This is a genomic window from Streptococcus sp. DAT741, assembly GCF_009866825.1.
Taxonomy (GTDB): Bacteria; Bacillota; Bacilli; order Lactobacillales; family Streptococcaceae; genus Streptococcus; species Streptococcus ruminantium.
Map to the genome: position 1 here is coordinate 405,994 of NZ_CP019557.1, position 24,129 is coordinate 430,122.

At 41.6% G+C, this 24,129-nt stretch carries 20 protein-coding genes, 10 tRNA genes, 3 rRNA genes and 1 pseudogene; 28 read left to right on the top strand and 6 right to left on the bottom strand.

Annotation, left to right across the window (positions count from 1 at the left end):
- Window positions 1–57 precede the first annotated feature (57 nt).
- The 14 genes from hpf to BZG42_RS02125 all read left to right on the top strand — a co-directional run bounded on the left by hpf (window position 58) and on the right by BZG42_RS02125 (window position 7,393).
- Entirely contained in the window at window positions 58–600 is a 543-nt protein-coding gene (hpf, locus tag BZG42_RS02060) for a ribosome hibernation-promoting factor, HPF/YfiA family (RefSeq protein ID WP_155996312.1), read from the top strand.
- Window positions 601–1,100: 500 nt separating this feature from the next.
- Window positions 1,101–2,659, top strand: a 16S ribosomal RNA gene (locus tag BZG42_RS02065).
- 167 nt (window positions 2,660–2,826) lie between these two features.
- Window positions 2,827–2,899, top strand: a tRNA-Ala gene (locus tag BZG42_RS02070).
- Window positions 2,900–3,193: 294 nt separating this feature from the next.
- Window positions 3,194–6,096 (top strand): 23S ribosomal RNA (locus tag BZG42_RS02075).
- A gap of 221 nt (window positions 6,097–6,317) precedes the next feature.
- Window positions 6,318–6,433, top strand: a 5S ribosomal RNA gene (rrf, locus tag BZG42_RS02080).
- The 16S, 23S and 5S rRNA genes sit together here with 10 tRNA genes alongside, the layout of an rRNA operon.
- A gap of 116 nt (window positions 6,434–6,549) precedes the next feature.
- A tRNA-Val gene (locus BZG42_RS02085) sits at window positions 6,550–6,622 on the top strand.
- A 19-nt stretch (window positions 6,623–6,641) separates the two neighbouring features.
- A tRNA-Asp gene (locus tag BZG42_RS02090) sits at window positions 6,642–6,714 on the top strand.
- A gap of 47 nt (window positions 6,715–6,761) precedes the next feature.
- A tRNA-Lys gene (locus BZG42_RS02095) sits at window positions 6,762–6,834 on the top strand.
- A 3-nt stretch (window positions 6,835–6,837) separates the two neighbouring features.
- Window positions 6,838–6,919: transfer RNA gene (locus BZG42_RS02100), tRNA-Leu, on the top strand.
- A 14-nt stretch (window positions 6,920–6,933) separates the two neighbouring features.
- A tRNA-Thr gene (locus BZG42_RS02105) sits at window positions 6,934–7,006 on the top strand.
- Window positions 7,007–7,018: 12 nt separating this feature from the next.
- A tRNA-Gly gene (locus BZG42_RS02110) sits at window positions 7,019–7,090 on the top strand.
- An 8-nt stretch (window positions 7,091–7,098) separates the two neighbouring features.
- Window positions 7,099–7,182, top strand: a tRNA-Leu gene (locus BZG42_RS02115).
- Between the two features lie 16 nt (window positions 7,183–7,198).
- Window positions 7,199–7,272: transfer RNA gene (locus BZG42_RS02120), tRNA-Arg, on the top strand.
- Window positions 7,273–7,319: 47 nt separating this feature from the next.
- Window positions 7,320–7,393 (top strand) — tRNA-Pro (locus BZG42_RS02125).
- A 505-nt stretch (window positions 7,394–7,898) separates the two neighbouring features.
- Here the strand turns inward: BZG42_RS02125 and BZG42_RS10015 are convergent.
- From BZG42_RS10015 to rlmD, 5 genes and pseudogenes are all read right to left on the bottom strand, one after another.
- On the bottom strand, window positions 7,899–8,192 hold the full coding sequence (locus tag BZG42_RS10015) for an IS3 family transposase (protein WP_236563895.1): 294 nt from the start codon (window positions 8,190–8,192) through the stop codon (window positions 7,899–7,901).
- Between the two features lie 63 nt (window positions 8,193–8,255).
- On the bottom strand, window positions 8,256–8,783 hold the full coding sequence (locus tag BZG42_RS10020) for an IS3 family transposase (RefSeq protein WP_236563896.1): 528 nt from the start codon (window positions 8,781–8,783) through the stop codon (window positions 8,256–8,258).
- The gene (locus tag BZG42_RS02135) at window positions 8,780–9,100 is read right to left on the bottom strand and encodes a transposase (protein WP_155996019.1); all 321 of its coding nucleotides are present in this window, start codon (window positions 9,098–9,100) and stop codon (window positions 8,780–8,782) included. Before BZG42_RS02135 ends, BZG42_RS10020 begins: the two co-directional genes overlap by 4 nt.
- 770 nt (window positions 9,101–9,870) lie before the next feature.
- Window positions 9,871–10,977: pseudogene (locus BZG42_RS02140) on the bottom strand (IS3 family transposase).
- Between the two features lie 228 nt (window positions 10,978–11,205).
- The gene (gene rlmD / locus BZG42_RS02145) at window positions 11,206–12,558 is read right to left on the bottom strand and encodes a 23S rRNA (uracil(1939)-C(5))-methyltransferase RlmD (protein WP_159780063.1); all 1,353 of its coding nucleotides are present in this window, start codon (window positions 12,556–12,558) and stop codon (window positions 11,206–11,208) included.
- Between the two features lie 37 nt (window positions 12,559–12,595).
- On the opposite strand from rlmD, the gene recX reads away from it, so the two are divergent.
- From recX to BZG42_RS02165, 4 genes are all read left to right on the top strand, one after another.
- Window positions 12,596–13,372 carry a recombination regulator RecX gene (recX, locus tag BZG42_RS02150; RefSeq protein ID WP_024532095.1) on the top strand — a complete coding sequence of 259 codons (777 nt, stop codon included), beginning with the start codon at window positions 12,596–12,598 and terminating at the stop codon, window positions 13,370–13,372.
- 76 nt (window positions 13,373–13,448) lie between these two features.
- Window positions 13,449–13,982, top strand: coding sequence for a nucleoside tri-diphosphate phosphatase (ntdP, locus tag BZG42_RS02155; protein ID WP_024532096.1), 534 nt, complete (start codon window positions 13,449–13,451; stop codon window positions 13,980–13,982).
- Between the two features lie 59 nt (window positions 13,983–14,041).
- Window positions 14,042–14,359 carry a DUF960 domain-containing protein gene (locus BZG42_RS02160; protein ID WP_024532097.1) on the top strand — a complete coding sequence of 106 codons (318 nt, stop codon included), beginning with the start codon at window positions 14,042–14,044 and terminating at the stop codon, window positions 14,357–14,359.
- Window positions 14,360–14,460: 101 nt separating this feature from the next.
- Window positions 14,461–15,192 (top strand): GntR family transcriptional regulator, encoded by a 732-nt coding sequence (locus BZG42_RS02165; protein ID WP_155996021.1) that lies wholly within the window; start codon window positions 14,461–14,463, stop codon window positions 15,190–15,192.
- A gap of 36 nt (window positions 15,193–15,228) precedes the next feature.
- Here the strand turns inward: BZG42_RS02165 and BZG42_RS02170 are convergent, their stop codons facing one another.
- Entirely contained in the window at window positions 15,229–15,939 is a 711-nt protein-coding gene (locus tag BZG42_RS02170; protein ID WP_024532099.1) for a GntR family transcriptional regulator, read from the bottom strand.
- Between the two features lie 219 nt (window positions 15,940–16,158).
- Here BZG42_RS02170 and BZG42_RS02175 point away from each other — a divergent pair, with 219 nt between their 5' ends.
- From BZG42_RS02175 to BZG42_RS02220, 10 genes are all read left to right on the top strand, one after another.
- A complete protein-coding gene (locus BZG42_RS02175; protein WP_156009181.1) occupies window positions 16,159–17,940 on the top strand; it encodes a glycoside hydrolase family 35 protein in 1,782 nt (593 codons plus the stop codon).
- A gap of 56 nt (window positions 17,941–17,996) precedes the next feature.
- Complete coding sequence (locus tag BZG42_RS02180; RefSeq protein WP_155964124.1) at window positions 17,997–18,482, top strand: PTS system mannose/fructose/N-acetylgalactosamine-transporter subunit IIB; 486 nt, start codon at window positions 17,997–17,999, stop codon at window positions 18,480–18,482.
- 39 nt (window positions 18,483–18,521) lie between these two features.
- Window positions 18,522–19,424 carry a PTS mannose/fructose/sorbose/N-acetylgalactosamine transporter subunit IIC gene (locus BZG42_RS02185; protein ID WP_165437172.1) on the top strand — a complete coding sequence of 301 codons (903 nt, stop codon included), beginning with the start codon at window positions 18,522–18,524 and terminating at the stop codon, window positions 19,422–19,424.
- Complete coding sequence (locus BZG42_RS02190) at window positions 19,411–20,229, top strand: PTS system mannose/fructose/sorbose family transporter subunit IID (protein WP_024532103.1); 819 nt, start codon at window positions 19,411–19,413, stop codon at window positions 20,227–20,229. The genes BZG42_RS02185 and BZG42_RS02190 overlap by 14 nt, the downstream gene beginning before the upstream one ends.
- On the top strand, window positions 20,229–20,627 hold the full coding sequence (locus tag BZG42_RS02195) for a PTS sugar transporter subunit IIA (protein ID WP_024532104.1): 399 nt from the start codon (window positions 20,229–20,231) through the stop codon (window positions 20,625–20,627). The genes BZG42_RS02190 and BZG42_RS02195 overlap by 1 nt, the downstream gene beginning before the upstream one ends.
- Before the next feature lie 165 nt (window positions 20,628–20,792).
- Window positions 20,793–21,794 (top strand): aldose epimerase family protein, encoded by a 1,002-nt coding sequence (locus tag BZG42_RS02200; protein WP_155965041.1) that lies wholly within the window; start codon window positions 20,793–20,795, stop codon window positions 21,792–21,794.
- Window positions 21,795–22,158: 364 nt separating this feature from the next.
- Entirely contained in the window at window positions 22,159–22,413 is a 255-nt protein-coding gene (locus BZG42_RS02205; protein ID WP_155965042.1) for a DUF1912 family protein, read from the top strand.
- 18 nt (window positions 22,414–22,431) lie between these two features.
- Window positions 22,432–22,818, top strand: coding sequence for a helix-hairpin-helix domain-containing protein (locus BZG42_RS02210; protein WP_155965043.1), 387 nt, complete (start codon window positions 22,432–22,434; stop codon window positions 22,816–22,818).
- Window positions 22,819–23,065: 247 nt separating this feature from the next.
- Entirely contained in the window at window positions 23,066–23,455 is a 390-nt protein-coding gene (locus BZG42_RS02215; protein ID WP_155996025.1) for a VOC family protein, read from the top strand.
- Complete coding sequence (locus tag BZG42_RS02220) at window positions 23,452–24,027, top strand: shikimate kinase (RefSeq protein ID WP_155963322.1); 576 nt, start codon at window positions 23,452–23,454, stop codon at window positions 24,025–24,027. Before BZG42_RS02215 ends, BZG42_RS02220 begins: the two co-directional genes overlap by 4 nt.
- Window positions 24,028–24,129: the final 102 nt, after the last annotated feature.

Here is a 24,129-nt window from a genome sequence, read left to right on the forward strand (position 1 = left end):
TTGTAATGTGTTATAATAATAGTGAAGAAAGGCGAAAGCCAAGAAAGAGGTACTAATATGATTAAATTCAGTATTCGTGGAGAAAACCTTGAAGTAACAGATGCGCTTCGTACATATGTTGAAGATAAAGTAGCAAAGATTGAGAAATATTTCAGTGAAAATCAAGACTTGAATGCGAAAGTAAATCTGAAAGTTTATCGTGATAAGCGTGCGAAAGTGGAAGTAACGATTCCGGTTGGTGCTGTGACACTGCGTGCAGAAGATATTTCACAAGAGATGTACGGTTCTATTGATCTCGTAGTTGATAAGATTGAACGTCAGATTCGTCGCAATAAGACAAAGATTGAAAGAAAGCATCGTCAAAAAGTTGCTACAGGTCAAGTTTTCACGGATGAATTAGTTGAACAGACTGGTGAAGAAGTAAAAGTAGTCCGTACAAAACAGGTTGACTTGAAGCCGATGGATATGGAAGAAGCAATTCTTCAATTAGAATTACTCGGACATGATTTCTTTATCTATACAGATGCTAATGATGGTACAACAAATGTACTATATAAGCGCGAAGATGGAGACCTAGGACTCTTAGAAGTGCGCCAATAAGTGTCTGAAATAAACGCCCGATAGGATGATTGTATCTGAATCACTTACAAAAAGGTAAAATCAAAATACAGCCCTCATTGAGAATTATAGTCTTGGTGGGGGCTGTATGATTGAGGGTAAATGGAGTGCACAATCGGTAGAAAAATCAATGCCTCTTTTGAAGATAGTAGTGAGTCGTAGGTTAGAATTTTAAAGGAAAGGATAAAAAAAGGTATTGACAGTAACTTAATAAGGTGATAGAATGAATGAGTTGTCACGAGGAGTAATTCATAGTGTCAGATATCAAAAATGAAAAAAAGCAAAAAAAAGTAAAAAAAGATATTGACAAAGTTAAGTAGACGTGATAAACTAAGATAGTTGTCTCGTGAGAAGCGAGGACAAGTAATAAGACCTTTGAAAATTGAAGAAGACGAACCAAACGTGCAGGGTGGACTTTTAAAGATAGAAGTCCGTCAATGAACAAAAACAATAAGTCAGTAGAGACTGACCAGAAAAAAACTTTATATGAGAGTTTGATCCTGGCTCAGGACGAACGCTGGCGGCGTGCCTAATACATGCAAGTGGAACGCAACTTTTCATCCGTTTCTTCGGAAACATCTGAGAAGTTGAGTCGCGAACGGGTGAGTAACGCGTAGGTAACCTGCCTGATAGCGGGGGATAACTATTGGAAACGATAGCTAATACCGCATAAGAGCTTTAGTGGCATCATTGGAGCTTAAAAGGAGCAACTGCTTCACTATCAGATGGACCTGCGTTGTATTAGCTAGTTGGTGGGGTAAAGGCCTACCAAGGCAACGATACATAGCCGACCTGAGAGGGTGATCGGCCACACTGGGACTGAGACACGGCCCAGACTCCTACGGGAGGCAGCAGTAGGGAATCTTCGGCAATGGGGGGAACCCTGACCGAGCAACGCCGCGTGAGTGAAGAAGGTTTTCGGATCGTAAAGCTCTGTTGTAAGAGAAGAACGTGTGAGAGAGTGGAAAGTTCTCACAGTGACGGTATCTTACCAGAAAGGGACGGCTAACTACGTGCCAGCAGCCGCGGTAATACGTAGGTCCCGAGCGTTGTCCGGATTTATTGGGCGTAAAGCGAGCGCAGGCGGTTTCGTAAGTCTGAAGTAAAAGGCTGTGGCTTAACCATAGTACGCTTTGGAAACTGCGGAACTTGAGTGCAGAAGGGGAGAGTGGAATTCCATGTGTAGCGGTGAAATGCGTAGATATATGGAGGAACACCGGTGGCGAAAGCGGCTCTCTGGTCTGTAACTGACGCTGAGGCTCGAAAGCGTGGGTAGCGAACAGGATTAGATACCCTGGTAGTCCACGCCGTAAACGATGAGTGCTAGGTGTTGGGTCCTTTCCGGGACTCAGTGCCGCAGCTAACGCATTAAGCACTCCGCCTGGGGAGTACGGCCGCAAGGCTGAAACTCAAAGGAATTGACGGGGGCCCGCACAAGCGGTGGAGCATGTGGTTTAATTCGAAGCAACGCGAAGAACCTTACCAGGTCTTGACATCCCAGTGACCGCCCTAGAGATAGGGTTTCTCTTCGGAGCACTGGAGACAGGTGGTGCATGGTTGTCGTCAGCTCGTGTCGTGAGATGTTGGGTTAAGTCCCGCAACGAGCGCAACCCCTATTGTTAGTTGCCATCATTCAGTTGGGCACTCTAGCGAGACTGCCGGTAATAAACCGGAGGAAGGTGGGGATGACGTCAAATCATCATGCCCCTTATGACCTGGGCTACACACGTGCTACAATGGCTGGTACAACGAGTCGCAAGTCGGTGACGGCAAGCTAATCTCTTAAAGCCAGTCTCAGTTCGGATTGTAGGCTGCAACTCGCCTACATGAAGTCGGAATCGCTAGTAATCGCGGATCAGCACGCCGCGGTGAATACGTTCCCGGGCCTTGTACACACCGCCCGTCACACCACGAGAGTTTGTAACACCCGAAGTCGGTGAGGTAACCGTTAAGGAGCCAGCCGCCTAAGGTGGGATAGATGATTGGGGTGAAGTCGTAACAAGGTAGCCGTATCGGAAGGTGCGGCTGGATCACCTCCTTTCTAAGGATAAGCAAGTAATGAGAACGTTACGAAATCCGTATGAAGATAGGAAATTCGTATAGAAGTCAGTAGACTTCAAGGGAATTTATCATTTTCACTAGGAATTTAGTTCGAATACACTTGCTCGGAATCCTGTACGTAGTCTTCTTCAATTTTGAGAGGTCTGTGGGGCCTTAGCTCAGCTGGGAGAGCGCCTGCTTTGCACGCAGGAGGTCAGCGGTTCGATCCCGCTAGGCTCCATCGGTAACGAAAGTTACCAAACAGAATACAAAAGTTCAAGTAGTTGAACACGACCTCATTTTCTAGGAAAAGAGATAAACTTCCTAGTGTGCAAGGCACACTTCGTCAGTTTCCTATTTTTCTACAAAAATGTCCCATTGTGGGAACGGTCTTTGTATCCTATCTTTGTCCATTGAAAATTGAATATCTATATCAAATTCCATTTATTTTAAGAAATAAATGAATAGTAACAAGAAAATAAACCGAAACGCTGTGAATTAATGAGAATTCTAGTTAAAAGAACTAGGTTAATAAGGTTAAGTTAATAAGGGCGCACGGTGGATGCCTTGGCACTAGAAGCCGAAGAAGGACGTGACAAACGACGAAATGCCTTGGGGAGCTGTAAGTAAGCATTGATCCATGGATGTCCGAATGGGGGAACCCACTAGCTAGATGGCTAGTATCCACATCTGTTAAGGGTGTAGGAGGGAAGACGCAGTGAACTGAAACATCTAAGTAGCTGCAGGAAGAGAAAGCAAAAGCGATTGCCTTAGTAGCGGCGAGCGAACCGGCAGGAGGGCAAACCAGAGAGTTTACTCTCTGGGGTTGTAGGACTGCAATGTGGACTTATGATTGATAGACGAATGACTTGGGAAGGTCAGCCAGAGGAGGTAATAGCCCTGTAGTCGAAATCGATGATATACCTAGCAGTATCCTGAGTACGGCGAGACACGCGAAATCTCGTCGGAATCCGGGAGGACCATCTCCCAACCCTAAATACTCTCTAGTGACCGATAGTGAACCAGTACCGTGAGGGAAAGGTGAAAAGTACCCCGGAAGGGGAGTGAAATAGAACCTGAAACCGTGTGCCTACAAGAAGTTCGAGCCCGTTAATGGGTGAGAGCGTGCCTTTTGTAGAATGAACCGGCGAGTTACGTTATGATGCGAGGTTAAGTTGAAGAGACGGAGCCGAAGGGAAACCGAGTCTGAAAAGGGCGCATTAGTATTATGACGTAGACCCGAAACCATGTGACCTACCCATGAGCAGGTTGAAGGTGCGGTAAGACGCACTGGAGGACCGAACCAGGGCACGTTGAAAAGTGCTTGGATGACTTGTGGGTAGCGGAGAAATTCCAAACGAACTTGGAGATAGCTGGTTCTCTCCGAAATAGCTTTAGGGCTAGCGTTGACATAAAGATTCTTGGAGGTAGAGCACTGTTTGGATGAGGGGGCCATCTCGGTTTACTGATTTCAGATAAACTCCGAATGCCAAGTAATTATGGTCGGCAGTCAGACTGCGAGTGCTAAGATCCGTAGTCGAAAGGGAAACAGCCCAGACCACCAGCTAAGGTCCCAAAATAACTATTAAGTGGAAAAGGATGTGGGGTTGCACAGACAACTAGGATGTTAGCTTAGAAGCAGCTATTCATTCAAAGAGTGCGTAATAGCTCACTAGTCGAGTGACCCTGCGCCGAAAATGTACCGGGGCTAAAATAGTTTACCGAAGCTGTGGATGACCTTTGAGGTCATGGTAGGAGAGCGTTCTATATGCGGTGAAGGCATACCGTGAGGAGTGCTGGAGCGTATAGAAGTGAGAATGCCGGTATGAGTAGCGAAAGATGGGTGAGAATCCCATCCACCGTAAGACTAAGGTTTCCAGGGGAAGGCTCGTCCGCCCTGGGTTAGTCGGGACCTAAGGAGAGACCGAAGGGTGTATCCGATGGCCAACAGGTTGATATTCCTGTACTAGAGTATGAAGTGATGGAGGGACGCAGTAGGCTAACTAAAGCGGGCGAATGGAAGAGCCCGTCTAAGCAGTGAGGCTTGGTATGAGTTAAATGCTTGTATCTTTAAGGTTGAGCTGTGATGGGGAGCGAAGTTTAGTAGCGAAGTTAGTGACGTCACACTGCCAAGAAAAGCTTCTAGCGATGTATCATACTCTACCCGTACCGCAAACCGACACAGGTAGTCGAGGCGAGTAGCCTCAGGTGATCGAGAGAACTCTCGTTAAGGAACTCGGCAAAATGACCCCGTAACTTCGGGAGAAGGGGTGCTGTCTTATGGACAGCCGCAGTGAATAGGCCCAAGCAACTGTTTATCAAAAACACAGCTCTCTGCTAAATCGTAAGATGATGTATAGGGGGTGACGCCTGCCCGGTGCTGGAAGGTTAAGAGGAGTGCTTAGCGTAAGCGAAGGTATGAATTGAAGCCCCAGTAAACGGCGGCCGTAACTATAACGGTCCTAAGGTAGCGAAATTCCTTGTCGGGTAAGTTCCGACCCGCACGAAAGGCGTAATGATTTGGGCACTGTCTCAACGAGAGACTCGGTGAAATTTTAGTACCTGTGAAGATGCAGGTTACCCGCGACAGGACGGAAAGACCCCATGGAGCTTTACTGCAGTTTGATATTGAGTATCTGTACCACATGTACAGGATAGGTAGGAGCCTAAGAGAACGGGACGCCAGTTTCGTTTGAGGCGCTGTTGGGATACTACCCTTGTGTTATGGCTACTCTAACCCAGATAGGTAATCCCTATCGGAGACAGTGTCTGACGGGCAGTTTGACTGGGGCGGTCGCCTCCTAAAAGGTAACGGAGGCGCCCAAAGGTTCCCTCAGATTGGTTGGAAATCAATCGCAGAGTGTAAAGGTATAAGGGAGCTTGACTGCGAGAGCTACAACTCGAGCAGGGACGAAAGTCGGGCTTAGTGATCCGGTGGTTCCGTATGGAAGGGCCATCGCTCAACGGATAAAAGCTACCCTGGGGATAACAGGCTTATCTCCCCCAAGAGTTCACATCGACGGGGAGGTTTGGCACCTCGATGTCGGCTCGTCGCATCCTGGGGCTGTAGTCGGTCCCAAGGGTTGGGCTGTTCGCCCATTAAAGCGGCACGCGAGCTGGGTTCAGAACGTCGTGAGACAGTTCGGTCCCTATCCGTCGCGGGCGTAGGAAATTTGAGAGGATCTGCTCCTAGTACGAGAGGACCAGAGTGGACTTACCGCTGGTGTACCAGTTGTCTTGCCAAAGGCATCGCTGGGTAGCTATGTAGGGACGGGATAAACGCTGAAAGCATCTAAGTGTGAAACCCACCTCAAGATGAGATTTCCCATGATTTTGAATCAGTAAGGACCCTTAGAGAAGATGAGGTAGATAGGTTGGGAGTGGAAGTGCTGTGAGGCATGTAGCGGACCAATACTAATCGTCCGAGGACTTATCCAAACTAAGTAACGAGGGCGTCAAATCCGCTTGAAAAATAGGAACCTAACGCAGTATGCTTGCATACAAGGCAGGTTATCTTTTTTCCAAGGATTTAGCCCGAGTACAATTACTCACGAGTCAATATTGACAGCAAGAGGTTTTCTTGTTAGAATATAGATATTCAATTTTGAATGGACAATATGAGTAATGAGGAATTTTTTCTCATACGAATTCATTCACAGTTAAGTGACGATAGCCTAGGAGATACACCTGTACCCATGCCGAACACAGAAGTTAAGCCCTAGAACGCCTGAAGTAGTTGGGGGTTGCCCCCTGTGAGATACGGTAGTTGCTTAGCACTATTGGAGAGAGATCTCCAGAAGGGAGTTTAGCTCAGCTAAGGAGGATTTTATCCGACTTTGTCGAAGCGTTAGCGCACGACAGGGGAACCCACTGAGTTAAGCTGCCAGATATGGGAGTTTAGCTCAGCTGGGAGAGCATCTGCCTTACAAGCAGAGGGTCAGCGGTTCGATCCCGTTAACTCCCATTTTTGTAGAAATACAATAGGTCCCGTAGTGTAGCGGTTATCACGTCGCCCTGTCACGGCGAAGATCGCGGGTTCGATTCCCGTCGGGACCGTTTGTTCAAGGATGCAAGAGTTGTGTTTTTGGATTGAAGAATTAACAGACTCGTTAGCTCAGTTGGTAGAGCAATTGACTTTTAATCAATGGGTCGCTGGTTCGAGCCCAGCACGAGTCATATGCGGGTTTGGCGGAATTGGCAGACGCACCAGATTTAGGATCTGGCGCTTTCGGGCGTGGGGGTTCAAGTCCCTTAACCCGCATAGGAATATATTAGGCCGGCTTAGCTCAGTTGGTAGAGCATCTGATTTGTAATCAGAGGGTCGCGTGTTCAAGTCATGTAGCCGGCATAGTGAAAGGATGCGAACGTAGTTCAGTGGTAGAACACCACCTTGCCAAGGTGGGGGTCGCGGGTTCGAATCCCGTCGTTCGCTTAGGAGAGGCCGGGGTGGCGGAACAGGCAGACGCACAGGACTTAAAATCCTGCGATGGCAACATCGTACCGGTTCGATTCCGGTCCTCGGCATGTAGGATATGATAGAGCACCCTTAGCTCAACTGGATAGAGTACCTGACTACGAATCAGGCGGTTAGAGGTTCGAATCCTCTAGGGTGCATCACTCGCTTAATGGAGACGTTAGGGGAGCTTTATTTTTAATGATAACGGGAAGTAGCTCAGCTTGGTAGAGTACTTGGTTTGGGACCAAGGTGTCGCAGGTTCGAATCCTGTCTTCCCGATTATGATTTATTTTTATTTAGTTGTGTAATCAGATTGAAGAATTGTTCTTTAATCTTTTTTCTTTGTTTCTTTAGCAGCTGTGATTGGTAAATTTTGCTGAAATAGGGTAGGAAATTAAGCCGTTTCTTCTTTACTTGATATTCAAAGGGATGAATAAGTTTAAATTCTTGCAGTTTTTTAAATCGAATGTAAGTTCATTTATGGCTTCCAGTTTTGTATTTGAGTAGGATGGTTTCGATGCTTATGATCGCTGATAAGTTATTCTGTATTCTTCTGCTGAAAATAGAAGACCAGTAGTGATATAGGTTGTAGTAATAGTGAGGGTTATCGGAAAACAAGAAGGACTTTTCCGTATTTGTTGGCTTCAGGGGATGTCTAGATGTCTGTGAGTAGAAGTGTTTGTCAGATGGTTGTAGTATCGCCGGTGAGTTTTCATAGTGTGATTAGGGAAGAGAAGCTTTGATTGTCAAGCCCCGTCTAAAATAGACAGTGTAAAAAAGAATATTAGTTAGTAAGGTATGACTCCCTGAATTCCATAGGGGTCATACCTTTTAATATTTCTTGTGGTCTATCATAGTTATACCAGTCCATGTATTCTTTAATTTGTTGGCTGAGTTCATCTCTGTTATTAGGAGGAAAGAGCCGTAAGGACTCACTCTTGAGATGGGAAAAGAAATTTTCACAAGAAGCATTGTCATAACAATTCCCTTTTCCAGAATGGGAAATCGTAACACCATACTGGTCTAGTTTTCTGAGATAAAGTTGGTTGGTGTACTGAAAACCTTGATCAGAATGCAAGATACAAATGTGTGTGGCATCCCAATTTTCATTGAAGACGAGGTCTAAATTTTCAAAAACGAGCTAATTATCGCTATAATCTGAAAGAGTATATGCTAGAATAGAGTTGTCATAACAATCTTTTATGACGCTAAGGAACATCCTTCCCTGTTTGTGGTAAACATAACTGACATCCGTTGTTAGCTTCTGGAGAGGACGTTCTGCTTTAAAGTTTCGGGCAAGCACGTTGTAGTGGACGTGTCTTGCCTTTTCATTTATCTCACGCTGTGTGCAAGAATGATAGCGTTTCTTTCGAATTGGCGACTTCAAACCCAGAATACGCATATAGCGTAGGACAGTTTTAGGATGACAGAAAATATCGTATTTTCTTCTCAGTTGATAACAAATGAAACGATAACCTTTCTGAGTCTCATTAAAAATAGCTGTAATGACCTGTGCTAGGTCAGGGTTAAACCGCTTGTGTTCAGGTTTTCCATTGCTTAACCAGAGGTAGTATGATGACCTATGGAAACCCAAATAGGCACATAAACGGGAGATGGAATAACGTTCTTTCAATTGTTCAACGACTTGATAAAGGTGGACTCTTCTCACTTTCTGAGGAGAGTCCTTAAGGTTTTTAAAATATCATTCTCCATACGAAGAAAGGCATTCTGTTCCTCTATTGTCATTTCATCAAGATTGGTTGATTTTGGGCAACCAGTTGATTTAGCACCTCTTAAATCTTGGTGGAGCAATTGTGGATTTTCGTGATATTTTCTAGTCCATGTGAGGACTTGATTGTTTGATTTCAAGCCATACTTTTTTACAATTGAGTCCATACCACCACTTTTCCCACTAAGATAGTCCTCGACTACTTGTATTTTGAATTCAGGTGGATACTTTGTAAATTTACTTCCTTTTTTAGCCATGAGAAAAGAACCTCCTTATAAGAACAGTATAGTACTTTTTATACTGTCCATTATAAGGGGTTCTTTTCAGATAAGACTCTTCTTTATGGTGATGTGATATGATAAAGGTTCTGTAGGATGAAAAAATAATCAAGGACAATCTCACCTTTAGGATTAAGAATGAGAATGTAGTCAGCTGACATGTTGCTGGTATTCAATATAATTATAGGAAATCAATAAAAGTTGTCTTTAACCAAAGTGAAAAAGGTTTCAAATTTGATATTTTTTCTCTTTTAACCTGATGAATGCTACAATGTTTTTTATGTGTTCTGTAGGTACTTTTTAATGGGGTGTTTAGTTGCTTTTCATTATAAGTCTCATGGATTTTTTTGATACAGAAAAAAGACTCTATAATCTCGCAGTGGATTTGTCCACTATAGAAATTATAGAGCCTTTTTATTGTTGTAAAGAAGTCAGAAAACTCATCACAGCTATCTTTTTAGGCTCTTTGTCAACTGTAGTGGGTGACTTATAGCTAAACACGAGAGGAGAAACTGTACTGCCCCCAAAAAGTTGGACAAGAAATATTATTGAAAGGATTTAGTTCTGTATTGCACAGGACTAAGTCCTTTTCTACCATTTGTCAAGGATATCAAGGTTTTAAACAAAAAAACAAGTCAAGATGGTAACTTTTGTAAGGTTGCTATCTTATTTTTGTCAGTTATTCAGCTAAAAAAGTGTACAGTGAAAAGGCAACCCTTTTCTGTACAATTTTTATAAAGTGTTTTTTGTTAAGCGGTAACTCGCTTAGCCATGGGTGTTTGGTACTCAAGACTACCGTGGATGCGATGATGATTCCACCAGTGGATATAGTCCTTGGTTTTAAGGGTTAGTTCTTCAAGTGAATCAAAGATTTCTTGATTAATAAACTCCAGTTTGAAGGAACGATAGGTGCTCTCAGCGACGGCATTGTCATAAGGATAACCTGCCTGACTTAGCGAGCGGGTAATGCCAAACGCTTTTAACATCTCGTCAATTAGCCGATTGTCAAACTCCTTGCCACGATCAGAATGGAAAAGATTGACCTTGGTTAAAGCATAAGGAATGCTTTGAATGGCTTGTTTGACGAGTTCTGCGTTCTTATGCCATCCAACTGATAGACCAAATAATTTCACGATTAAAGAGGTCAATGATAAAGCAAACATAAGCCCAGCGCTTACCCGCACGGACATAGGTCAAATCTGTCACAATCGCTTCCAGTGGTTTTTCTTGGTTGAATTGTCTCGCTAAGAGATTTGGAATGGGGGCTTCGTTTTTCCCTTTAGAATATAGCTTGAAGCTAGTCTGCTGGTAAACAGATACGAGATTCAAACGCTTCATTATCCGACGAATGCGACGACGAGATAGAATAATCCCGTCTGAGGCCAGACATTGCTTGATCTTTCGAGCACCGTATCTTGATTGGCTTTCAAGGAAAATTTGTTTCACCTTTTCTTCAAGGTCAGCTTCGGATACTGGTTCGGAGGCTTTGTAGTAGTAGCTGGAATGAGGGAGATTCAACCAACGACACATGGCTGAAATGCTGTATTTATCCTTGTTAGCAGTGACTATTTCTCTTTTTGTGCCATAATCACTGCCGCTTGCTTTAGGATGTCTAGCTGCATTTCAAGTTCTTTGTTTCACTTCCTAAGAGCTATAAGTTCCCGTTGTTCATCGGTAAGATTATCAACCGATTTGAACGATCCCGTTGTTTTAGCTTGTCTCACCCACTTATCAAAGGTAGAGGGGGTTAAGTCATATTCTTTAATCAGCGCACTTCGTTTCATACCTGCAGTGTGAAGGTCAACGATTTGTTGTTTAAAGTCATCTGTAAAATAACGGCGTATTTTTCTAGACATAAAATTCTCTTGTTTTCTTTAGTGTAAAACACTTTATAAACTCTGTCTAGTTTAGTGTAACCGATTCAATAGTTCACTATATGCGAAGTGAGTATATTTTATCATGTTCTAAACAAAGGAGAAACTTATTTTAAATATCCATAAAACGGTTTTGAGTGGTAATAGATGGAGATATAATTTGGTTAAGTATATAAGTTGAGCTGGAGTAAAAAAGGGAGTGAGGAACGTTTACTTACGGGTGAGTTTCACGACAGCTTCGGTCCTGGCTGTGTGAGGAAACATGTCAACAGATTGGATGTAGTCAACAGTGTAGACTTTGCTTAGTTCTACCAGATCACGAGCGAGGGTTGAGACGTTACAAGAGACATAGACCATTTTTGCTGGTTTGTATTTGAGAATGGTTTGCAGCAGTTTGGGGTCTAAGCCTGTCCGAGGCGGATCAACAACGAGCGCATCTGCACGATAGCCTTGGGCATACCACTTTGGGATAATATCTTCGGCTTTGCCGGTTTCGTAGTGAGTGTTGGTCAGTCCTAGTTTTTGAGCATTTTTCCTTGCATCTTCGATGGCTTCAGGAATAATATCCATCCCGCGGATAGATTTTACTTTTTTTGCGAAAGCAAAGCCGATGGTTCCGACACCGCAGTAAGCATCAATCAAATGTTCATTGCCCTCAATGTTGAGTGCCTTTACAGCTTCGCTATAGAGAACCTGGGTTTGCTGGGGATTTAACTGATAGAATGCTCGTGGAGATAGTGAAAATTCATAGTCTAAAACAGCTTCTTCAATAGTTTGGTTTCCCCAGAGAATCTCAGTTTTTTCGCCATAAATGTCGCTGGTCTTTTGCTTGTTCCAGTTGAGTGCGACTGTCACAATAATTGGAAATCGCTTGATTAGTTCTGTAATTAGATGTGTGAGATTGACCTGACAAGATGTAACAAAAATAATCTGGGTCTGTCCTGTTTGGCGCGCTTTTCGGACCATAACAGTTCGGATACCCTGTTCTTTGCGCTCATTATAGATAGGAATCCGGTGTTTGGTTAATAAGTCGGCTACGTAGTTAATAATTTTTTGTGTTTCTTGATCTTGTACGAGACATTCTGTAATTTCAACCAGGTGGTGAGAATTTTCAGCGTAAAGTCCTGCTCTGACTCGTCCTTTAAAGGATCGGGTTTGGAATTGTAACTTAGCTCGGTAGTGGCTAGGCTTCGTCATACCAATTGTTGGATGGATGGTATAGTTTTCGTATCCTGTAGGTTTAAATTTTTTCAGTGCTTGAAGCAGTAAATCCTGCTTGAAGTCCAACTGTTTATCATAGCGAAGGTGCATAATTTGGCAACCGCCACATGTTTCGTACAGACCACAGGCGGGAGTGACTCGAAATTTAGAATGTTTACTGATGTTAAGTAACTTTGCTTGGACAAAATTTTGTTTGACGGAGGTGATTTGGCAGTATACTTCTTCGCCTTTTAGAGCTCCAGGGACAAAGACAAGTGTCTTTTGGTAGAAGCCAATGCCTTCTCCATTGATTCCCATTCGCTTTATTTTTAAAGGAATTCGTTGATTGACTTGTAGATTCATATTTCTATTTTACCGAAAAATCCTGTATAATGAAAGAATGAGAATTACAAAAATTGAAAAGAAGAAGCGGTTTTATTTACTAGAATTAGATAGTCAAGAAAATCTGTACATTACAGAAGATACCATTGTCCGTTTTATGCTTAGTAGAGGAAAGGAAATTTCTGAGAAAGAATTGGTAGCTATTCGTGATTTTGCTCAGTTTTCCTATGGTAAAAACTTAGCTCTTTATTTTTTATCCTTCAAACAGAGGACCAAAAAAGAGGTGACCGATTACCTGAGAAAGTATGAGGTTGATGAGGTGAAGTCGGCTAGGATTTTACAGGTTTTAGAGGAAGAAAAATGGATTGATGATCGGCAATATGTTGAGTCTTATCTGAGACAAAATGTTTTGTCTGGCGATAAGGGACCGGCTCTTATCCATCAGAAATTGGTAGCTAAGGGAATTTCAAAAAATATGATTGAGACTGAATTAGCTGGTTTTGATTTTTCAGACCTGGCTAAAAGAGTTGCTGAAAAGTTGGTTCGCAGGTATCAGGATCGGCTTCCTTTTCGTGCTTTACAGGATAAGCTTATTCAAGGATTGATGAATAAGGGATTTTCTTATGAACTTGCTAAGTCAACAGTGGGAATGTTAGCTATTTCATCGGATGAGGAAATGGAAGATGAACTGATTGCCAAGGAATTGGATAAGCAGTATCGAAAGTACAGTCGAAAATATGATGGTTATGAACTGGAACAGCGTCTCATACAAGTTTTAGCTAGAAAAGGATATGATTTTGATCGCATTCGGACAGTACTTCGCGATTATCTGTGAAAAAAAAGTCGCTTAGGTTAGAAAAATATGGTATAATAATCAGGATAAATTGTAATTGTAGAAAGTTGGTAACAAAGTGAAATTACCAAAAGAAGGCGACTTTATTACAATTCAAAGTTATAAACATGACGGTGGAATTCATCGCACTTGGCGTGACACCATGGTATTAAAGACAACGGAGAATGCAATCATTGGGGTGAATAACCATACTTTGGTGACTGAAAATGATGGTAGACGTTGGGTAACGAGAGAGCCAGCAATCGTTTATTTTCATAAAAAATACTGGTTCAATATCATAGCAATGATTCGTGAAAATGGGGTTTCCTATTATTGCAATCTTGCTAGTCCTTATACTTTAGATAATGAAGCACTCAAGTATATTGACTATGATCTTGATGTTAAGGTCTTTGCCGATGGTGAAAAAAAATTGCTTGATGTCGATGAGTATGAGCGTCATCGCAAGGCTATGAACTATTCGGACGATATTGATTTTATTTTGAAGGAAAGTGTAAAGATACTGGTTGATTGGATCAATCATCAGCGTGGTCCTTTCTCTCCTGCCTATGTCAATATCTGGTATAAGCGCTATTTAGAACTGAGAAGTAGATAAAGTTAGAGAAGAAAATCCTGTTTTACAGGCTTTTTTCTTACTGTGAAAAGGAGGGGCTTATGGCCTTTGAGCAAACAAATGGACGCTATGCAAGTTTTGGTGTGGTTACATCGCTTCCAGGAGAAGTGATTGATAGTTTTTGGTACATCATTGATCACTATTTAAAAGGAGTTATTCCTTTAAAAAATGTTATCCGGTTCACCATTAAAAATCGTCAGGGAAAGATTACCTTGGTTTTCTCTCAAGAGGGGTATAAAAATGCGATTGCTGTTGACTTGAGTAGTCGATTTGATCCCTTCTATCCATCAACGATTTTGGTGATGGACAAGCAGGGAAAAGAGACAATTACTTTACCTGATGAGGTCACTTTGCTATAAAAATAGAGTTAAGAAGTAATGTTAATTTCGAGACATTGTTAATATGTAAAATGTGGTGTAAAATAAACCTATAAGTTTATATAGGCTAGAAGGGAGGACTTATGGTGCGTCAAGTTGTTGAAAAACCTCTTTATTTACAGTTAGTAGATGAATTAGAAGTGGCTATTCGTGATAAAATGGCTCCGAATGATAAGTTATTTTCAGAGCGTGAGCTGACGCAGGTTTATGGTGTTAGTCGAATTACGGTCCGTTTGGCTTTGCAGGAACTAGAAAAACGTGGACTAGTCTATAAGAAACATGGTAAGGGAACTTATGTATCTGAAATTTCAAAAGCCGCGGTTGATCTATCTCAGGCTTATAGTTTTACTGAGCAGATGAAAGAGATTGGTAAGGTGCCGCGGACATCGATTTTATCTTTTGAATTGGTCAAGGCTACGGACTATATTGCACAACATCTACAGGTCAGTTTTGGGGAAGAGGTTCTTGAAATTGAAAGATTAAGACTTGCGGATGAGGTTCCAATGATGCTGGAACGAACCTATGTGCCGGTGTCACTATTTTCTGGATTAACAGCTCAACGAATGAAGGAAAAGCCTTTGTATGAGATTTTTTCGGAGGATTATGGACAGACCATTCGCCTGGCGGAGGAGGAGTTTTATGCTAGTATTGCGCTAGATAATGAAGCTAAAATATTAGGAATTCCTAGTAACGCTCCTGTACTTCATTTGGTTCGGAAAACCTACAATGATAAGAATAGGATGATAGAATTTACATTTAGTATAGCTAGAGCTGATCAGTTTCGTTATAAAATTATCCATCAAAGAGGCTATTAGACAATAAAAAAACGCAGATGGGTCTGCGTTTTTTGTTTAGCGGCGATTAGCTATAATCTCAAATTTATAGTATTTCCAATGCTTATAGGTCTCAGTATATTCCATCACTTCGCCACTGGCATTGTTTGTCGTTGTCTTGTTTTGGAGGACAACAGGTTCTGTCGATTTCAAGTTTAAGTATTGAGCAACTTCTTTCGGACAGGGATTGATAATTTCATTTGTTTCTATAAATGGTTCTTCGGACATATGAATATTATAGTCTAGCTTAAAGCGTTGGTAGATGGATTGGTAGTGTTCAAGTGGGGCATCTGGATTTTGGATATATCGTTGTGGGATATATGAGTTATGGAGGATATAGGGAGTGTTTTCTGTCGAGCGGATACGAATAATTTTGTAGTAAAAATCATTTTTGTCCAGATTGAGTTTTTCGAGAATATCAGATTTATTGCCTTTTTCGCATGAAAGGACAAGGACGGTATCTTTGTTCATTGAGAAGATTTCAATGTCAGAAAATTCCACAAGACGTCCTTTGCGTGAGCGTGATACAAAGGTTCCTTTACCTTGTTGGCGAACGAGGTAGCCGTCTTTAACCAACTCATTTACCGCACGGATAACAGTGATGGAGCTAACGTTAAATAATCTGGTTAACTCAGCTTCTGTATAAAATTTGTCACCATTTTCAAATTTACCAGAGATAATCTGTTGTCGTAAGTCATTTTGTACAAGTTGATACTTAGGTACTTTCATTATTTATTCCTTCCTTCCCAGGAATTATTATACTAAATTTGCTAGTGAAAATCAAAAAATATAGTAAAAAATAAATAAGAAAGCGATTATAAGTCCTTTGTATATAAGAGTGGAAGATAAAATAGTAAAAAAATAAAAAATTTTAAAGAAACAACTGGACATAACCACAAAATAATGTTAATATATTAACAGAAAGTAAGCGGTTGCACAGGAGGGGGAATGAAAGAATTCTGTATTAAAGAACAATTCTATTTAAATGGTGAAGCCTTTAAGATTTTATCTGGAGCAATTCATTATTTTCGAGTTCATCCTGATGATTGGTACCATTCTTTGTATAATTTAAAAGCCTTGGGGTTTAACACAGTTGAAACCTATATTCCTTGGAACATGCACGAACCACGGAAAGGAGAATTTCATTATGAAGGGATACTGGATGTTGAGCGATTTTTAAAATTAGCTCAAGAACTGGGACTTTATGCAATTGTACGTCCTTCTCCTTATATCTGTGCAGAATGGGAATGGGGAGGTCTTCCTGCTTGGTTGATGAAGGAAGAAGTAAGAGTACGTTCGAGTGACTCTGCGTACTTACAGCACGTGGATGAATATTACGCTTCTCTACTTCCTAAGTTAGCTAAACTTCAGCTTGCACAGGGTGGAAATATTCTCATGTTTCAAGTGGAAAATGAATATGGTTCTTACGGTGAGGAGAAGGAGTATCTGCGAGCCGTTAACAACTTGATGAGAAAATATGGCTTGACAGCTCCCTTTTTTACCTCAGATGGTTCTTGGCATGCCACACTTCGAGCTGGGAACTTGATAGAGGACGATGTCTTTGTCTCTGGAAACTTTGGTTCTAAGGCTAAGGAAAATTTTGCTGTCTTGCAAGCATTTTTTGCTGAACACGGAAAAAGGTGGCCGCTCATGTGTATGGAATTTTGGGATGGGTGGTTCAATCGTTGGGGTGAGGAGATTATTCGGCGAGATCCTGATGAGATGGTTGATTCGGTTATGGAATGCCTTGAATTGGGTTCATTGAATCTTTATATGTTCCACGGTGGAACAAATTTTGGCTTTATGAATGGTTGTTCAGCTCGTGGTCAAATTGATTTGCCGCAAGTGACTTCTTATGATTATGATGCTATTCTGGATGAAGCTGGAAATCCGACTAAGAAATTCTTTGTCTTACAGTCTCGTTTGAAGACAGTCTTTCCGGAGTTAGAATATGCCGAACCACTTGTTAAAGAAATGACAGCTTTTCCGAAGGTAACTCTTAAAGATAAAGTAAGTTTGTTTGCTGCGCTAGATTATGTAAGCGATTGCAAAATGGGTTTTTATCCTCAAAACATGGAGAAACTTGGTCAATCAACAGGTTATATTCTGTATAGGACAAAATTAGAACGGGATAAAGTTGGAACAGAAATTCTCCGCGTGATAGATGCGCGTGATCGTATTCAAGTTTATGCAGATGGTCGATGGATTACGACTCAGTGTCAGTCCGAAATTGGCGAAAATATTGAGTTGGAATTTGAGAAAGATCAGCTAGAATTGGCCATTTTGGTGGAAAATATGGGACGTGTCAACTATGGTCATAAGCTGACAGCTCCAACACAATCGAAAGGATTAGGTCGAGGAGCCATGGTGGACTTGCATTTCATTGGTCACTGGGAGACCTACTTATTGCCATTTGATTCCATCGAAAATCTTGATTTCAGTCGGGGATGGGAGAAAGGTCAACCTGCTTTTTATCTATATGAGTTTGAGTTGGATGATTTGACTGATACTTACCTAGACATGACAGGTTTTGGTAAGGGAGCTGTATTTGTTAATAATATAAATATTGGACGTTTTTGGGAAAAAGGACCGATCCTCTATCTCTATATTCCAAAAGGATACCTAAAGAAAGGAGTGAATGAGATAATCGTCTTCGAGACGGAGGGAAGATATAGAGAGAGTATTACTTTTTCGCAGAAACCTGTTTATAAAGATGTAGAGACACTTTAAAAGTGGATATCTAGTACAAAATTTATAAAGATTTATGAAGAAAAGGAGAACATTGTATGGCAATTATTGCTACACGTATTGATGGTCGTTTAATTCATGGTCAGGTTGCTAACTTGTGGACAACGAAATTAAATATTAGTCGTATCATGGTTATTGACGATGTGGTTGCTCAAAATGATATTGAAAAGCAAGGTTTGAAATTAGCTTGCCCACCGGGAGTAAAATTATCTGTTTTACCTATCGAAAAAGCAGCTAATAATATTAGGGAAGGCAAGTATGATAGTCAACGTCTCTTGATTGTTGCTCGTCGTCCAGAAAATTTTCTCCGCTTAATAGAGTACGGAGTGGCTCTTCCAGAATTGAATGTAGGAAATATGTCTCAATCTCCAGAGACTCGTTCAGTCACTCGTTCCATCAATGTCGTGGATAAAGATATTGCAGATTTTGATGCCTTGGCTGCTAGGGGTGTAAAATTATTTGCACAAATGGTACCAGGTGACTCACCCAGAGACTTTATGCCACTTTTGGATAAGGTTAGATAACATTTGGATATTTTTGAAAAATTTTAAAGGAGGATCACTATTATGCAATGGTGGCAAATATTACTTCTAACGCTCTACTCTGCTTACCAGATTTGTGATGAGTTGACAATTGTATCGTCAGCAGGTTCACCGATTTTTGCGGGTTTTATCACTGGTTTGGTTATGGGAGACATGGCAACAGGGTTGGCGATTGGTGCTTCTCTCCAGTTACTGGTATTGGGAGTTGGGACTTTCGGAGGAGCTTCTCGCATAGATGCGACTTCTGGTGCGGTATTGGCAACAGCATTTTCGGTATCACAAGGAATTGACCCTGAACTTGCGATTGCAACAATTGGCGTACCGGTGGCGGGATTATTGGTTTATACAGATATTCTTGGTCGTTTTACAACCACATTCTTTGCACATCGTGTAGACGCGGCTATTGAACGTTTTGACTATGCTAGTATTGAACGTAACTACCTTCTTGGTGCGATTCCTTGGGCTCTGTCTCGTGCCCTTCCAGTCTTTCTAGCTCTCCAATTTGGTGGTGGGCTTGTTGAAACCCTTGTTGCTACAATTGAGCAACCGGATTATAAATGGATTGTGGCAGGCTTAACTCTTGCATCTCGTATGCTTCCAGGTCTTGGTTTTGCAATCTTGTTGCACTACCTTCCTCTTAAACGTAATCTTCATTACTTGGCTGTTGGTTTTGCCCTCACAGCTATGTTGACGGTGCTTTATGGTAATGTTTCAGCCTTGGGAGGTGCAGTTACTGGTATTATTGGTGCTCTCCCTAAGGATGCAGGTGTCGCATTTGTGAACAACTTCAAAGGTCTATCAATGATTGGTATTGCCATTGTTGGAGCCTTTCTTTCAGTACTTCATTTTAAAAATAGTCAAAAAGTAACTATGGTAGCTCCATCAAATGCAGAAAGTGGGGAAATTGAAGATGACGAACTCTAATTATAAACTGACAAAAGAAGATTTTAATCAAATTAACAAACGTAGCTTATTTACTTTCCAACTTGGTTGGAACTATGAGCGTATGCAGGCTTCAGGCTACCTTTATATGATTTTGCCACAATTGCGTAAAATGTATGGAGATGGTACACCGGAGTTGAAAGAGATGATGAAACTTCATACGCAGTTCTTTAATACCTCCAATTTTTTCCATACGATTATCACAGGTATTGATCTTGCTTTGGAAGAAAGTGACGGTGTAGCTTCTAAGGATGCGGTTAACGGTATTAAGACTGGTTTGATGGGACCGTTTGCGCCTATTGGGGATTCCATCTTCGGTTCATTGGTGCCAGCTATTATGGGAACGATTGCAGCTACTATGGGTAAAGAAGGATCTCCGATAGGGATTTTCCTTTGGGTGGCAGTGGCCATTGGTTATGATATTTTCCGTTGGAAACAACTAGAGATTGCCTATAAAGAAGGTACCAAGCTTATTACTACCATGCGTGATCGTTTGACAGCTCTTGTTGATGCAGCATCTGTAATGGGAGTCTTTATGATGGGAGCTTTGATTGCAACAATGATTAACTTTGAAGTGACCTGGGCTCCGGCCATTGGTGAAAAAACGATTGACATTCAAGACTTGCTCAATCAGATTTTTCCACGTCTGGTTCCAGCGCTCTTCACAGGTTTTGTCTTCTGGTTGCTCGGTCGTCGTGGGATGACCTCAACTAAAGCAATCTTGCTTATCATTGTTCTTGCGCTTGCGTTTTCAGCAATTGGACATTTTGGATTTGGTATGGCATAATGACTAAAAGTTTAGTATTAGTAAGCCACGGTCTCTTCTGTGAAGAGCTAAAAAAATCTACTGAGATGATAATGGGACCTCAAGAGGATATCTATACAGTAGCTCTTTTACCCGAAGAGGGTCCAGAGGACTTCCAGAGAAAATTTGAAGAGACCATTGCAAGGCTAGAAGAATTTGTTGTATTCGCAGATTTGTTAGGGGGTACTCCTGCAAATGTTGTATCTCGTAAGTTGCTGGAAGGTGAGCAGTTCGATCTCTATGCCGGAATGAATATGCCGATGGTTATCGGTTTCTTGAATGGCGTTCTTCTTGGTGAGTCTGTAGACTATGTGGACTTTGGTACAAGTAACCTTATCCATGTCAATAGCCTCTTGATGACTAGCGATGAAGAGGAGTAAAAAGCTCCTGTGGAGCTTTTTAGCCCGAGCCTAGAAACAAGAGAGCGAGGTAGCTCCTGTGGAGCGACTCTCTAAATTTATAGAATAGCTGCTGTGGGGCAGACTTTAAGTATCCTGAGGGAGTTACAATAGTGGCTCCCTCATTTGGTCTATGGAGGAGGATATATGATTGAAGTAAAAGAATTTGGCGAAAAAGCTAGGCTCTATTGCTTGAAAAATAAGAATGGTATGTATGTTACACTGACGGATTTTGGTGCTAGGGTGGTAGAGGTGCTTCTGCCGGTTGAGGATAATGGAGGTTTGCGCAATGTTAGTCTAGCCGCTAGCTCAGCTAGGCATTATCGTGAGACAGACTTGTATCCCGGATCGACCATTGTTCCGGTAGCGGGACGAATTTCAGGTGCACGAGCTGATATAAATGGAACAATCTACCACTTTACAGAAAATGAACCAGGTCGCACCCTGCATGGTGGGATTGACACAGCTAATCAACAATACTGGGATGTTGAACTAGATCATGACAAAAATCAAGTAACCTTTGGGATTGTCCTGAAAGATGGCTTTAATGGCTTTCCAGGTGATGTGAGAGTGAAAGCGATCTATACTTTAACAAATCAGAATGAAGTGAAAATTGATTATAAAGCAGTGGCAGACAAGGATACAATTTTTAATCCGACCAATCATATCTATTTTAATCTGACGGGAGATTTTCAGCAGTCTGTAGCCGAACACCGTATTAAAATTGCTGCGAATCATTATGCTCCACTTGGGGAGGATAACCTACCAATGGGTGTCTTAGAAGGTGTGACGGGAACTCCGTTTGACTTTAGAGATTTTGCGCCTTTTGCTCAGGGATTTGATAGCCAATATCCCCAAAATGAGTTGGTAAAAGGTTATGACCACCCATGGTTATTGGAAGAGGTGGATATTCCGGTAGAAGTTTTGAGTCCAGATGGGAAAATTGGGCTTAGCGTTAGAACCAATCAATCATCGGTTGTTATCTATACCTACAATTTTCCTGTTACGGCTTTGGCGGCTTATCACGGTGCCTTTAGTCTAGAATGTCAAGCTTTGCCAAATGCTTGTAATCAGGAAGGATTTGGTTCTATTTTGCTGAAAAAGGATGAGCCTTTTTTATCTCAGACTGTTTATCGCTTTATTTGGTAATTTTGGAAACTCTAGCTGCATGGTGGCTAGGGTTTTCTTTCTATTTTCTTCGGGGAAGTCTTTTATTTTTTAGAATTTATGGTATAATGTACCGGTGTGCTTCTATATGAAGCAGAGATAGTCATTCGGTTTATATGTTATTCCTTTGGTGAACGGGGAAGCTTTGTTTTTTAGATTAACTTCGAGTCATTTGATATGATTTGAAATCGTCTTGCTTGACTGAAACAGTTCGTTCAGTCGATTGTTTTAGATCAATACTTGGGAATGCGATGAGATACCAAGTTAGGTCTATTTTTAATGCGAATGTTTCCCTCTATCTCTAACTTCCAAAAGCAAATTATGAAGACTACAAAAGAGGATGAAAATGACAAAAGAACACGAATTTTTAAAAGAATTTGAAGCTTGGGTCAACACTCAGGTCATGGTTAATGAGATGGCGGTGGAAGAAAGTCGGCGTGTGTTGGAAGAAGATGGAGATGAGCGAGCTGCGGATGCTTATATCCGTTACGAGAGCAAACTGGATGCCTATCGTTTCATTCAAGGGAAGTTTGCCAATTACCATGCAGGTAAAGGATTTCATGATCTACCAGATGGGTTAGTTGGTCAGAAACATTATTAAGGAGCGAGGATAGAAAATTTGACAAAGAAAAAAGTAAATCGTAAGAAGCAATTGAAAAAGCAGTTGGCAGATCTGAAGCGTGTAGGTCGTACAGGTCTGGAAGCTGCGCGTGGAGTTGTAGAAACTGTGGCTCACAAGGCTGAAGCTGTTGTGGAACAAGCCGTTGAACAAGTGAAAGAAGTGATAGCAGAGGTAAGCTCCTCTCCTCATTCTTTGGGGGAATTCTTGGCTCTTCCTGAGTTAGAAGGGATAGCAGCTACACGTTTGGAGACTTTCTATGAAGCTGGTATCCAATCAGTGGCAGATTTTTCTGACCATACAGAAAAAGAATTGCTAGCTCTTAAAGGGATTGGTCCTGCAACGATTAAGCAACTAAAAGAATTAGGAATTAAGTTGAAAAAATAATCTCAATCTGTTTGCTTTGCACGAAGAAATCTGCTAAAATAAATACATTCAGAGGTGTTTTGGGCTTCATTTGTCACAGAAAGCGGTGTTGCTGAGAAATCCGCACAAATGTCAAAACTGGTTGCTGATGATGTGAATCAAATAAGCAAAGTGCAGATAATTTATCTGAACAAGGGTGGTACCGCGGAATAACTTCGTCCCTGTCTAGCAAGTCTAGGCAGGGATTTTCATTTGGAAAGGAGAAGATATGTTACATCATGTTGAAATATATGTTTCAGACTTGGAAACCTCACGTGCATTTTACGATTTTCTCCTGACCAAGCTAGGCTACTCGCTCTATCAGGAGTGGGATAAAGGGCTGTCTTATAAAAAAGCAGAGCAATACCTGGTCTTTGTCCAAACACCAGAGGACTTCCTAGAGGCAGGTTATCACCGGTGCCGTACAGGTCTCAATCATCTAGCTTTTCATGCGGGAACACCGGATGAGATTGACCAATGGCGGAAGGAATTTTTGAGCAGACGAGTCAAACTGCTCTACGATGACCGCTATCCACATGCAGGAGGACCAGACCACTATGCCCTCTATTTGGAAGACCCAGATGGGATTAAGATAGAGTTGGTGGGGGAGGGAAGATGAATCTAATTATTATTGGAGCACAAGCTTCTGGTAAGATGACCATTGGGCAGGAGGTTGCGAAATTGACAGGGATGACCCTCTTTCATAATCACGATTCGATTGATTTTAGCCTACGTTTTATTCCTGAATTTTCTGAGGATATGTTTGACCTCAATACACGTATTACATTTGCTGTTTATGATGTGTTTGCTAGGTCAGGCCGCCCACTAATCGGAACTGCCTTGATTAATTTTAAAAATCTCATAGATGTTCAATTCCTTACAACTGTTCAGACGATTTTTCATCATCATGGTCAGGAAATTTTATTTGTTGAGTTGGAAACTGCTTTGGAAGAACGTCTGCGGCGTAATCGGACAGAAAATCGACTTACCCATAAACCTTTGAAACGACACATTGAAGTTTCAGAGGCTGAGATTCTCTCTACAGCTGATACATGTCGATATACCTCATTAGGCATTCCAGAGGGGATTCAGCATTATCTCAAAATTAATAATACTCATCTTTCTGCCAATGACGTAGCTCAACTGATTATCCAAAAAATGGAGGAGCTTGAGCAAGAACAAACGAAATAGCCAGCCCAAAGGACTGACTATTTCTAGGAGATTATATGAAAAAGAATTGGGCTATTTCTAGCTTGAGGATAGTATAAGCCAATTTTCTTAAAAAATACTAAA

Coding starts and splice junctions, on each gene's coding strand:
- hpf (WP_155996312.1), top strand. CDS start 58: ATGATTAAATTCAGTATTCGTGGAGAAAACCTTGAAGTAACAGATGCG.
- BZG42_RS02135 (WP_155996019.1), bottom strand. CDS start 9,100: ATGGCTAAAAAAGGAAGTAAATTTACAAAGTATCCACCTGAATTCAAA.
- rlmD (WP_159780063.1), bottom strand. CDS start 12,558: ATGAATCTACAAGTCAATCAACGAATTCCTTTAAAAATAAAGCGAATG.
- recX (WP_024532095.1), top strand. CDS start 12,596: ATGAGAATTACAAAAATTGAAAAGAAGAAGCGGTTTTATTTACTAGAA.
- BZG42_RS02160 (WP_024532097.1), top strand. CDS start 14,042: ATGGCCTTTGAGCAAACAAATGGACGCTATGCAAGTTTTGGTGTGGTT.
- BZG42_RS02165 (WP_155996021.1), top strand. CDS start 14,461: ATGGTGCGTCAAGTTGTTGAAAAACCTCTTTATTTACAGTTAGTAGAT.
- BZG42_RS02170 (WP_024532099.1), bottom strand. CDS start 15,939: ATGAAAGTACCTAAGTATCAACTTGTACAAAATGACTTACGACAACAG.
- BZG42_RS02175 (WP_156009181.1), top strand. CDS start 16,159: ATGAAAGAATTCTGTATTAAAGAACAATTCTATTTAAATGGTGAAGCC.
- BZG42_RS02180 (WP_155964124.1), top strand. CDS start 17,997: ATGGCAATTATTGCTACACGTATTGATGGTCGTTTAATTCATGGTCAG.
- BZG42_RS02190 (WP_024532103.1), top strand. CDS start 19,411: ATGACGAACTCTAATTATAAACTGACAAAAGAAGATTTTAATCAAATT.
- BZG42_RS02195 (WP_024532104.1), top strand. CDS start 20,229: ATGACTAAAAGTTTAGTATTAGTAAGCCACGGTCTCTTCTGTGAAGAG.
- BZG42_RS02200 (WP_155965041.1), top strand. CDS start 20,793: ATGATTGAAGTAAAAGAATTTGGCGAAAAAGCTAGGCTCTATTGCTTG.
- BZG42_RS02205 (WP_155965042.1), top strand. CDS start 22,159: ATGACAAAAGAACACGAATTTTTAAAAGAATTTGAAGCTTGGGTCAAC.
- BZG42_RS02215 (WP_155996025.1), top strand. CDS start 23,066: ATGTTACATCATGTTGAAATATATGTTTCAGACTTGGAAACCTCACGT.
- BZG42_RS02220 (WP_155963322.1), top strand. CDS start 23,452: ATGAATCTAATTATTATTGGAGCACAAGCTTCTGGTAAGATGACCATT.